The 12,934-nt window shown below is 70.8% G+C and carries 1 protein-coding gene; it reads right to left on the bottom strand.

Features of this window, described 5'->3' with window-relative positions:
• Positions 1 to 374: 374 nt before the first annotated feature.
• Positions 375 to 12,934: DUF7927 domain-containing protein (locus AOK24_RS47500; protein ID WP_206191194.1), on the bottom strand; the 12,560-nt coding region annotated here is incomplete at both ends.

Genomic DNA, 12,934 nt, shown 5'->3' with positions numbered 1-12,934 from the left:
CATCACGAGACACAGCAGCAACCCGACCCCGACCGACACGATCGCGACCACGCCCCACAGGGGCGACATCCCGCGCCCGCCCCCGGTGTCGGGCAGGTGCCCATGCCCCTCGAACACGGCGGACGCGTTGCACTCGGCGGCGGAGGACCCGGCGGGGCAGTTGCTGGCCCCGGGCCCGCCCACGACGGGTACGTCGACGACGGTCCCCGGCGGCACAGGGGCCCGCCCGTACGTGACGGAGAAGGTGATCCGGACGGGACGCGAGCAGTCGGCCGGCGCGGTCCCGGTCCAGCTGACGGCCGAACTCCCGTACCGGACGGCCCCGTTGGAGGCGGCGGCGTCCCCGTTGTACGTGGCGTACTTGAGGACCTGNNACGGTGACCGTGTACGTCACCTTGTCCCCGGGCCGGGGGCGCGGATTGTCGGACGTGATCCGCACGTTCAGCTTCCCGGCGGCGGCCCGCACCCGGAAGTCCTCGACCTGCCCGGCACCGCCGTACCCGTACGGCTGGGGGTCGGCGGGCAGGGCCCGCTGGACGGGGACGCTCCGCAGATGGCCGCCGACGCGGACGAGGGACTCCCCCGCAGGTACGTCGGGACTACGCCCGGCCGGCACCTGGGCCCCGTACAACCTCAGGCGTAGATAGGTAGTACCCGCCTTGGCGAAGGACGCGTCGGCCCAGTCCAGCACGGTCGACCTGGCCCCCGCGGGAATGGTCCGGAGGATGCGTTCCCCCTGGTCGAACCGTCCGTCGAAGTCGTGGTCGAGCCAGGCGGCGAGCAGCGTGGCCGAACCGGTCGTGTTGGTGAGGTCGACGGTGGTGGAGTACCCCGTACCACCGGTGTACGCGACGGGCAGTACCCGAGGACCACGCCCGCCCTCGTCGAGACGCGCGCTCCCGGGGTGCCCGTCGATGTCCGGGAACGACCCCTTGCCGAGGTACAACCCGGGGACGATCGCGTGGTAGGGCCCACCGGAGGCCGCGCGTGTCCGGTACGAGTCCGGCGCCTCACCCCACTCGTACTGAGGTGTGCCGACGGTCGTCCCGCACCCGGAGGGGTACGTCCCGTCGGCGGTGTTGCCGTAGCACGAGGTGTTGGCGCTCGCGTCGGTCACCTCGTTGACGACCTTGCGGGCACCGGCCGTCGGCACGGCGTTGGCCATGTACGTGTACGTCACGGTCACCGAGGCCCCCGCGCCGACATCCCCGACCCACCGGTACGACAGCCCGGAACCCGGCGTGAGGGTCCCCGAGTCCGCGCTCGGCGCCTTCACCGCCCGCGTGTTGAGCAGCCCGGCCCCCTGCACGACCCGGTCCGTGAAGGTCGCCCCGGGATAGTCGGCGGCACTCTCGTTCGTGACGACGACCTTGAAGTTCAGCAGATCACCGGGCAGCACCTCGGAAACGTCGACGCTCTTCACGATCTTCAGCCGAGGTACGACGCCACTGGTCCCGCTGCCGGTGGAGCAGGCCGCATTTCCGGACCCGGCAGGGCAGTTGGTGCCGGGCACCCCGGAGACGACCGTGTTCGTGAGCTTCCCGTCGCCCCGGTCCTCGGTGTCGACGGTCACCGAGTACGTGACGGTGACGGTCGCACCGCCGGGCACGTCGCCGGACCACTTCAGCACGGGCGCGGCGTACGACACCGAACCGGCCGACGCCGCCGCGTCACCCCCGTACACCGCGTCGTCCAGAACCCCGCTCAGGTCGTCGGACCAGGACGCGTCCGGGTAGTCGGACGTCGTCGGGTTCGACACGGTCACCTGGTACTCGACCTTGGCACCCGGCAACACCACAGGTGTCGTACGGGACTTGACGAACCGCAGCGTCGGGATGGGACTGGAGGTCGTGGAGCAGCCGGAGTTGGCCGCGACAGAGCAGTTGTTGCCCGGCGAGGTGGAGGTGACGGTGTTGGCGAGGACGCCGTCACCGAGCCGGGTCGGGTCGGACTCGGTCCTGACCGTGTAGGTGACGGTGACCGTCTCGCCGACGGGGAGGTCACCGGTCCACTTCACGACGGGCGACGCGTACGACACCGAACCGGCCGACGCCGCCGCGTCACCCCCGTACACCGCGTCGTCCAGGACCCCGCTCAGGTCGTCGGACCAGACCGCGTCCGGGTAGGCGACGGACCCCGTGTTGTGGACGGTCACCGTGTACGTGACGTCCTGCCCCGGGAGGGGGTGGTTCGTCGAGGCGGTCTTGGTGATGGAGAACTGGGGGACGCCGAGGGTGGCGGAGCAGTCCGCATTCGTCGTGCTGGTCGGGCAGTTGGTGTCGGGGGTCGAAGTGACCGTGTTCTTCAGGGGTTTGGTGGACGTCGTCGTGGCGTTGAGGGTGACCGAGTACGTCGTGGTGACGGTCTCCCCGACGGGCACGTCACCGGTCCAAGTGAGCGTCTCGGCCGCGTACTTCACCGATCCCGAGGAAGCCTCCGCGTCGCCGCCGTACACCGCGTCGGCCAGCAGCGCGCTGAGGTCGTCGGACCAGGACGCCCCGGTGTAGACGGCCGTCCCGGTGTTCTGCGCGGTGATCGTGTACGTCACCTTCGACCCCGGCGACGCGGTGCCCGAGCTGACCGCCTTCTTCAACTTCAGCTGGGGGATGCCGTCTCCGGGCTTGTCGCCGGTCGAGCAGGACGCATCCTGCTTGCCCGCGCGGCAGTTGGAGCCGGCGGGGCCGGTGACGGAGTTCGCGAGCTTGCCATCGCCCTTGAGCGGGTTGTCGACGGTGACGGAGTAGGTGACGGTGACCGACGCGCCCGCTTCCAGGTCGCCGAACCACTTCACGACGGGCTCCGTGTACGACACCGAACCGGCCGACGCCGCCGCGTCACCCCCGTACGCCGCGTCGTCCAGCACGTCGCTGAGGTCGTCCGACCAGGAGGCGCCCGCGTAGGCGGCCGTGCCCGTGTTCTGGACGGTCACCGTGTACGTGACCTTCGTGCCCGGCGTGGGGCGGTTCGCGGAGGCCGTCTTGGTGATCTCCAGGGCGGGGATTCCGGCGGGGGGCGGTGCGCAGGCCGGGTCGGTGGAGCCGAGTGCGCAGTTCGAACCGGGCGGGCCCACAACGGAGTTGGTGAGGCGCTGGTCTCCGGTGTCGGGGTCCTTGAGGGTGACTGTGTAGGTGATGGTCGCCTTGGCCTTCGCGGCGAGGTCGCCGGTCCACTGCACGACGGGCGCCGTGTACGACACCGAACCGGAGGTGGCCGAGGCGTCGCCGTAGACGGCGTCGTCGAGGACGCCGGTCAGGTCGTCGGTGAACGTGGCGTCCGGGTAGGGGCCGGTGCCGGTGTTCTCGACGGTGACCGTGTACGTCATCTCGCCGCCGGGGAGGGCGACTTGGGGGCTGTACGTCTTGGCGATCCGCAGGGCGCCGATGCCGTTCGAGGTCGAGCAGTCGGCGTCCGCCGAACCGGCCTCGCAGTTGGAGCCCTGGGGGCCGGTGAGGGCGTTCTTCAGGGTGCCGTCGCCGCTCACCGGGTAGGCGACGGTGACGGAGTAGGTGATGGTCGCGGACGCGCCCGCCGCGAGGTCGCCGGTCCAAGTGAGCTTGGGTGCCGTGTAGTTCACCGCGCCGGAGGACGCCGCCGCGTCGTTCCCGTACACCGCGTCGTCCAGGACCCCGCTCAGGTCGTCCGACCAGGAGGCGCCCTTGTAGGCCGCGCTGCCCGTGTTCTGGACGGTCACCGTGTACGTGGTCCTGCCGCCCGCGACCGGGGCGGCCGGCGAGGACTTCTTCGTGAGGTGCAGCTCGGGCAGGCCGTCGATGGCCGCCGAGCAGCGGTTGTCGGTCGAACCCTTCTTGCAGTTCGAACCGGCCGGTCCGGTAACGGCGTTGACGATGGTGTCGTTGCCGGTCTTCGGGTTGTTGAGCTTGAGCGCGTAGGTGATGGTCTCGGTCGCGCCCGCCGCCACCGTGCCGGTCCAGGTCAGCTTCGGGGTCGCGTACGCCACCGAACCGGCCGTCGCCGTCGTCCTGTTGAGCCAGGTCGCGCTGTCGAGGACGTCGGAGAGGTCGTCCGTGAAGGCGGCCCCGGGGTACGCGGCCGTACCCGTGTTCTGGACGGTGACCGTGTAGGTGATCGTGTCGCCGGGGAGGGGGGTGCCCGGGGAGACGGTCTTGGTGAGGGTCAGGGCCGGGATGCCGTACGGGCCCGCCGTGCACCCCGAATCCGTCGAACCAGCGCCGCAGTTGGCGCCCGGCGAGGTCGAGACCAGGGTGTTCTTCAGGGTCTGGTCGCCGGTGTCGGGGTCGTCGAGGGTGATGGTGTAGGTGGTGGTCGCGGAGGCGCCGGGCGCGAGGTCGCCGGTCCAGCTCAGCGTGGGCGCCGTGTAGTTCACGCTGCCCGTCGAAGCCGCCGCGTCGCCGCCGTACGTCGCGTCGTCCAGTACCCCGCTGAGGTCGTCCGACCAGGTGGCGCCCGGGTAGGCGGCCGTGCCCGTGTTGGTGACGGTGACCGTGTACGTCACCTTGTCGCCGGGCTTGGGTGCCGTGTTGGACGAGGTCTTCTTCATGGTCAGCTCGCGTACGGTGACCGGCGTCCGGTCGCCGCACTCGGAATTCGCCGTTCCCTGGGGGCAGTTGGTGTCCGCGGTCGAGACGACCTTGTTGACCAGCCGCTTGTTGCCGGAGAGCGGGTTGGCGAGTTTGACGGAGTAGGTGGTGGTCGCGGACGCGCCGGCCGGGAGGTCGCCGGTCCAACTCAGCTTCGGCGCCGCGTAGTCGACAGACCCGGAAGTGGCCGAGGCGTCGTCCGCGTACGTCCCGTCGTCGATCAGCTCGGTCAGGTCGTCGGACCAGGTCGCCCCGGGGTAGGCGGCGGCGCCCGTGTTCTCGGCGACGACCGTGTAGGTGACCGTCTGTCCGGCTGCCGGGTTCGCCGGGCTGGAGGTCTTGGTCAGCTTGAGCTGGGGGACGGAACTGGTCGTCGTACAGGGAGCACACACCGAACCAGCGGGCCCGGTGACGGAGTTGGTGAGCTTCTTGTCCCCGGTGTCGGGGGTGTCGACGGTGACGGAGTAGGTCGTCGTCGCGGACGCGCCCGCCGCCAGATCGCCGGTCCAACTCAGCTTCGGAGCCGCGTAGTTCACGCTACCTGCCGTCGCCGCAGCGTCACCCCCGTACACCGCGTCATCCAGGACCCCGGTCAGGTCGTCCGACCAGGAGGCGCCCGCGTAGGCGGCCGTCCCCGTGTTCTTGGCGACGACCGTGTACGTCACCGTCGTCCCCGGCTTCGGGTTGGGCTCCGACACGGTCTTGGTCAGGGTGAGTTGGGGGATGCCGTCGCCGGTCCGGTCGCCGGTCGAGCACTCGGGGGCCTTGCTGCCGGGCTGGCAGTTGGAACCGGCGGGGCCGGTGACCGCGTTGGCCAGCTTGCCGTTCCCGGCGAGCGGGGACTTGACGGTGACGGAGTAGGTGACGGTCGCGGAAGCACCCGCCGCGAGGTCGCCGGTCCAACTCAGCTTCGGAGAAACGTAGTTCACGCTGCCCGCCGAAGCCGCCGCGTCGTTCCCGTACGTTGCGTCGTCCACGACGTCCGTGAGGTCGTCCGTCCAGGACGCGCCCTTGTAGGCGGCCGTGCCCGTGTTCTCGACGACCACCTTGTACGTGACCTTCGACCCCGGCGTGGGCCGGTTCTGGGACGCCGTCTTGGTGATGGACAGGGTCGGGACGCCGGCCGGGGTCGGTGTGCAGGCCGGGTCGGTCGAACCGGCCGCGCAGTTGGAGCCCTTGGGGCCGACGACGGCGTTGCCGAGCTTCTTGTCGCCGGTGTCGGGATCGTGGACGGTGACGGTGTAGGTGGTGGTCGCGGAGGCGCCCGGCGCAAGGTCGCCGGACCAAGTGAGCTTCGGCGCCGTGTAGTTCACCGCGCCGGAAGAAGCCGTCGCGTCGTCGCCGTACGTCGCGTCGTCCAGGACTCCGGCGAGGTCGTCGGTCCAGGAGGCGCCGGGGTAGGTGCCGGTGCCGGTGTTCTCGACGGTGACCGTGTACGTCAGCTTCGAGCCCGGGGTGGCCGTGTCCGGCGTGTAGGTCTTGGAGAGCTTGAGGACGCCGACGCCGCTGGAGGTCGAACATGCCTTGCAGTCCGTGCCGTTCGGGCCGGTGACCGCGTTCTTCAGGGTGAGGTCGCCGGTGTCGGGAGCGTCGACGGTGGCGGAGTAGGTGGTGGTCGCGGAGGCACCGGGCGCGAGGTCGCCGGACCAAGTCAGTTTCGGCGCCGTGTAGTTCACGCTGCCTGTCGAAGCCGACGCGTCGTTCCCGTACGCCGCGTCGTCGATCACCCCGGTCAGGTCGTCCGACCAGGAGGCGCCCGCGTAGACGGCCGTCCCCGTGTTCTTCGCGACGACCGTGTACGTGACCTTCGTGCCCGGCACCGGGTTCGCCGGGCTCGACGTCTTGGTCAGCGTGAGCTGGGGGATGCCGTCGCCGGTCCGGTCGCCGGTCGAGCACTCCGGACTCTGCTTGCCCGACTGGCAGTTGGACCCTGCGGGGCCGGTGACCGCGTTGGCCAGCTTGCCGTTCCCGGCGAGCGGGGACTTGACGGTGACGGAGTAGGTGACGGTCGCGGAGGCGCCCGCCGCGAGGTCGCCGGTCCAACTCAGCTTCGGGGAGGCGTAGTTCACGCTGCCCGCAGAGGACGCCGCGTCTCCGCCGTACGTCGCGTCGTCGAGGACGTCCGTCAGGTCGTCGGACCAGGTGGCCCCGCTGTAGGCAGCCGTCCCCGTGTTGGTCACGGTCACCGTGTACGTGACCTTCGACCCCGGCGTGGGCCGGTTGCTGGAGGCCGTCTTGCTGATCGCCAGCGTCGGTACCCCGGCGGGCGTCGGTGCGCAAGCCGGATCGGTCGAACCGGGCGCGCAGTTGGAGCCCGGCGGCCCGGTCACCGCGTTCGCGAGCTTCTTGTCCCCGGTGTCCGGGTCGTTCACGGTGACGGAGTAGGTGATCGTGCCCTTCGCCCCGGCGGCCAGGTCGCCGCTCCAAGTGAGCCTCGGGGCCTCGTACTTGAGCGTGCCCCCGTTCGCCGAGGCGTCGTCGTTGTAGACCGCGTCGTCGAGGACGCCGGTCAGGTCGTCGTAGCCGGAGGCGCCGGGGTAGGTGCCGGTGCCGGTGTTCTCGACGGTCACCGTGTACGTGATCACCGAGCCCGGCGTCGCGATCTGCGGGCTGTAGCTCTTGGCGATCTTCAGTACGCCGATCCCGCTGGACGCCAAGCAGTCGTCGTCGGCCGAACCGCTGGAGCAGTTGGAACCCTGCGGCCCCGTCACGGAGTTGGTGAGTTTCTGGTCGCCGGTGACGGGGGCGTTGACGCGCACGCTGTAGGTGACCGTCGCCGACGCGCCCGCCGCGAGATCGCCGGACCACTTCACGACCGGCGCCGCGTACGACACCGAACCGGCCGAGGCCGACGCGTCGTCGCCGTAGACCGCGTCGTCGAGAACCGCGCTGAGGTCGTCGGACCAAGTCGCCCCGTTGTAGGCGGCGTTGCCGGTGTTCTCGACGGCCACCGTGTACGTGACCTGCTGTCCGGCGACCGGGTTGGCCGGGGACTGCGTCTTGGTGATGTGGAGTTCGGGCAGGCCGCCGACGTCGCTGGAGCAGCGGTTGTCGGTGGAACCCGGCTTGCAGTTCGAACCGGCCGGTCCGACGACGGTGTTGACCATCTTGCCGTCGCCGGTACGGGGGTCGTTGAGCTTGAGCTGGTACGTGACCGTCTGCGTGGTCCCGGCGGGAACAGTGCCGGTCCAGCGCACAACTGGCGCCGTGTAGCCGACCGTTCCCGTGCTCGCCGTGGTCCGGTTCGCCCACGTCCCCTCGTCCAGGACACCGGTCAGGTCGTCGCTGAAGTTCGCGCCCGGGTAGTCGGTGGCGCCGCTGTTCACCAGCTTGATGGTGTAGGTGAGGGTGTCGCCGGGGAGCGGGTTCGCGGGGGAGACGGTCTTGGAGAGGGTCAGCGAGGGGATGCCGTACGGGCCCGCCGTACACGCCGGATCGGTGCTGTCCGCCTGGCAGTTGGAGCCGTCGGAGGTCGAGACGAGCGTGTTCTTGACGACCTGGTCGCCGTCGTCGGGGTCGGCGAGAGTGACGGTGTAGGTGACCGTCGCGGTGGCGCCGATGGCGAGGTCGCCGGTCCAGTCGAGCTTCGGCGCGGCGTACGACACGGTCCCGGAAGTGGCCGAGGCGTCGCCGTTGTACGTCCCGTCGTCGAGGACGTTGACCAGGTCGTCGGACCACTGGGCACCCGGGTACGCGGCCGTCCCGGTGTTCGCCACGGTCACCGTGTACGTGATGGTGTCGCCGGGTTTCGGCGCCGTGCTGGAAGCCGTCTTCTTCATGGTCAACTCGCGTACGGTGACCGGTGTTTGGTCACCGCAGTCCGAACTGGTCGATCCTGTCGCGCAGTTGGTGTCCGTGGTCGACACGACCTTGTTGGCCAGCCGCTTGTTGCCGGACAGCGGGTTGGCGAGCTTCACGGAGTAGGTGGTGGTCGCCTTGTCGCCGGGGTCGAGGTCGCCGGTCCAGGTGAGCTTCGGCGCGGCGTACGCGACGCTGCCCGAGGTGGCCGAGGCGTCGCCGCTGTACGTCCCGTCGTCGACCAGGTCGGACAGGTCGTCGGACCAGGTCGCCCCGGTGTAGACGGCGGCCCCGGTGTTCTCCGCGACGACCGTGTACGTCACCGTCTGCCCCGCCGCCGGGTCGGCCGGCGTCGACGTCTTGGTCAGCTTGAGCTGGGGGACGGAACTGCTCGTCGTACAGGGGTCGCAGGTCGAACCGGCGGGCCCGGTCACGGAGTTGGTGAGCTTCTTGTCCCCGGTGTCGGGGGTGTCGACGGTCACGGAGTAGGTGACCGTCGCGGTCGCCCCCGCCGCCAGATCGCCGGTCCATGTGACCTTCGGGTTGTCATACTCGACGGCTCCCGTCGACGCCGCCGCGTCACCCCCGTACGCGGCATCGTCGAGGACACCCGCGAGGTCGTCCGACCACGAGGCCCCCGTGTACGTCACCGAGCCCGTGTTCGTCGCGGTGACCGTGTACGTCACAGTGGAACCCGGCTTCGGGGTCGCGCTGGACACCGACTTCGAAATCGTCAGCCCAGCAACGCCGTTGGTGGTCGTACACGCCGAGCAGTCCGCGTCCGTGCTGGACGTGACCCGGTTGGTGAGCCTGTTGTTCCCGGCGTCCGGCGAGTTCACGGTCACCGAGTACGTGATCGTCGCCGAGGCCCCCGCCGCGAGGTTCCCGCTCCAGCTCAGCTTCGGCGCCGCGTACGAGACCGAACCGGCCGACGCCGCCGCGTCACCCCCGTACACCGCGTCGTCGAGGACGTCGGTCAGGTCGTCCGTCCAGGCGGCCCCCGTGTAGGTGGCCGTCCCCGGGTTCCGGACGGTCACCGTGTACGTGACCTTCTGCCCCGGATGCACGGCCCCGCCCGCGTCGCTGGCCTTGCTGATCGCGAGCCGGGGGATGCCGCCCCCGTTGTCGTCGGAGCAGGCCGAATCCGTGGACCCGGCGGCGCAGTTGGTGCCCGGCGCGGAGACCACGTTCTTCAGCACCTGGTTCCCGCCGGGCGGGTTCCCCACGGTCACCTGGTACGTCACGCGTACGGTCGCCCCGGCCGCGACGGCCCCGGTCCACGTCAGCTTCTTGGTGCCGGGGTCGTAACTCCCCGTGCCACCGACCGGAGTTGACGTGATCGACCCCGTCACGAACGTCGCGTCGTCCACCACGTCGCTCAGGTCGTCGACGTACGTGAACGAACTCGCGTCCCCGGTACCGCTGTTCTTCAGCGTGATGGTGTACGTCACTGTCTGCCCGGCCTTGGCAGGAGCCGGCGCGGAGGTCTTGGCCACCTGCACGCTGGGCCCGTCGGTCACGACCGACGACGTGCACGAGGGTGAGCACCCGGAGTCCGTGGTCCCCGAACCCGGCGTCACCGTCGCCGAGTTGGTCTGGTTCCCGGACGTGGAGGCGGGCACCGTCCCGCTGATGGTGTACGTGATCGTCCCGCCCGGCGCGACGCTCGGCCGGTCGGAGATGTTCCCGCTCCCGGACGCGGCGCCGCACGAACTTCCGTTGGTGGCGGCGCAGTTCCACCCGAAGCCGGAGAACCCGGCGGGCAGGGTGTCCGTCACGGTCGGCAGCGCGGTCGACGGCCCCGCGTTCCGCACGGTCACCGTGTAGGAGAAGGTCTCGCCGGGCTGGTACGAGGTGGAGGACCCGGTCTTGGACACCGTCAGCCCCGTCTTGGGCGCCGTGACCTGCGGGGACGCGGGCGGGGACGTGTTGTTCCCCGGCGTCTGGTCGGGCGTGGTCGAGGTCGAGGTGGCCGTGTTGGCGATGTCGGACCCGTTGCCGGTGTAGGTGGACGCGAGCCGGACGGTGATCGTGAACGTCTGGCTCGCGCCGTTCGCGAGGGACGCGATCTGCGGGCAGGTGACGTTCTGGCCGGAGGCGGTACAGCCGGACGCGGAGGAGATGAAGGCCAGTTGGGCCGGGAGCGTGTCCGTGACGGCGACCGCCGCCGCAGCGGACGGCCCGTTGTTCGTGACCTTCAGGTCGTACTGGAACGTCTCCCCCGGCGCGATCGGCGTCCCCGTGGCCGTCTTCGTCGTCGCCACGTCGGCGGCGATCGGCGTCACGGTCGCCGACGCGCAGTTCCCCGAACACGGCGTCGGATCGGTCGAGTCGGACGTCGCCTGCGTGACGGTGTTGGTCTGAGCCGTCGTACTGGTCACCTCGGCCGTGATCCTCAGCGTGGCGCTCTTGCCCGCCCCGATGGTCCCGGGCCGCCAAACGCCCCCGGAATAGGCACCGTTGGAGTCGTCGCTCACATAGGTGAGCCCGCTCGGCAGCTGGTCGGTGACCTGTACGTTCGCGGCGTCGCTGGGCCCGTTGTTGGTGACGGTGACCGTGAAGACGGTGTTCTCGCCGTAGTTGACGTTCGTCGGGCTCGCGGTCTTGGTGATCGCCAGATCACTGACCGCGCCGGACGTCCGGACCACCGCATCCGCCGTGTTGTTGGCGGTCACATTGTCGTTGGGGCCGCTGACGACGATCCCGCCGGGGCGGGTCAGCGTGCTGTTGGGCGGCGCGCTCGGCGAGACGAGCACGCTGATGGGCAGGTTCAGCGAGGACCCGGCGGTGAGCGTGGCGACCGTACAAGTCACCACGGTCCCGGCCGAGTTGGCCGTGCACCCCGGTGGCTGCGTCCCCGAGGCCGTCACCCCTGTCGGCAGCGTGACCGTCACCGTGACGTTCCCGGCCGCGTCGGCGGGCCCGTTGTTCTTCACGACGACCGGGATCGTCGTCGCCTGTCCCGGCGCGACCGTCCCGCCCGGGCCGCTCGGCGTCACGTCGTAGTCGGACTGCGCGACGATCGGCGGCGGCCCCGAAGTCGCCGTGTTGTTTGAGGAGTTGGGGTCGGGCGTGTCGGACACGGTGGTCGCCGTGTTCCCGATGTCGGAGCCGTTGCCCTTGTAGGAGGACGCGAGCTTGACGGTGATCGTCCAGGACTGGGTGGCGCCCGGCGCGAGCGAGGCTGTGGGGCCGCAGGTGACGCTCTGCCCGGACGCCGTGCAGCCCGAACCTGACTGGAACGTCACGTTGTCGGGCAGCGTGTCGGTCATGCGGACGTTCGTCGCCGTGGACGGCCCGTTGTTCGTGGTCGTCAGCGTGTACGTGTACGTCTGGCCCGGTGACACGTTCGCCGTGCTCGCCGTCTTCGTCGCGGCGAGGTCGGCGCGGGGTGCGGCCGGGGTCGTCGCCGTCGCGGAGCAACTCGCCCCGCAGGTCGTGTCGTTGACGCCGGGCGGCGGGGTGACGGTCGCCGTGTTGGTGAGGGCGGCGGTCGCGGAGGGCGAGGTGGTGCCGGTGACCGTGTAGGTGGCCGTGCCGTTCGCCGCGAGGGTCGCCGTCGTGTTCAGCGCGTTGCCGGTGCCCGAACTCGCCCCGCAGGAGCTGCCGTTGGACGCCGTGCAGGTCCAGGTGGTGCCGGTCAGGCCGGCCGGGACCGCGTCCGTGATCCGCGCGTTCGTCGCCGGGGCCGGGCCCGCGTTGGCGACGGTGACCGTGTAGGTGACGGGGTTGCCGGGGACGTACGGATTCGGCGAAGCCGTCTTCGTCACGCTCAGCTTGGTCTGGGTGACCCACTGGATGACGACGGCGCCGTTGCCGCCGCTCTTGGAGTCGCCGCCGCCCGCTCCGACGCCCGCCGGGTACTGCGCCGAGCCGGTACCGGCCGCCGCGCCGCCCGTGTTGTTCGCGGTCGGGCTGGAGCCGTTGACCGTCGAGGCACCCGTCACCCCCGCTCCGCCGATGTAGCCGGAACCGCCGCCGCCAGGGCCGTTGTACGCGGTCCTGGGGCCCATCAGCTGGCAGGAGCCGCCGCCACCGCCGAAGTAGCCGCCGCCACCACCGCCGCCGCCCTCGCCGCCCCGGCCTGCTACCGAGTTGAAGCCGTTGCCGCCGTACCACTGCCGTCCGGCCGTGTTCGCGGTGGCCGCGCACTGCGAGCCGCCGGTGCCGTTCGTGGCGGCCGTGCCGCCCGCGCTCTGCGTGCCGCCCTGGCCGGACAGCGCGGGCTGGCCGTCGCCGCCGCCGTTCGTGCCGCCGCCCGCGCCGGGGCGGGGGTTGTTGGTGTCCGCGCCCGGGGAGGCGCCGCCGCCACCGCCCGCGATCAGCAAGGGAGTTGAGAAGCTCGCGCCGTTCCACAGCGCCGACATGCCGCCGCCGCTGGCGCCGATCGCGCCCGCCGTCTGCGTCCAGCCGCCCGCGCCGCCGCCGCCGCCGGCGTAGTACGTCGAGTTGTCGCCTCCGCCGCCTGCGCCCCACAGCTGAACGTTCAGGCTGCTGACGCCGGGTGGGACGGAGAAGGTCTGGTCGGCGCCGGTGTAGCTGAAGAGGGTGCAGTTCGTGTAGGCGGGGGAGGGGGT

Origin of the sequence: Streptomyces niveiscabiei, from assembly GCF_001419795.1 — a bacterium.
In the GTDB taxonomy this organism is placed as follows: Bacteria; Actinomycetota; Actinomycetes; order Streptomycetales; family Streptomycetaceae; genus Streptomyces; species Streptomyces niveiscabiei.
The sequence above is the reverse complement of the archived record's forward strand: the minus strand, read 5'-3'. Positions and strand labels throughout refer to the sequence as shown.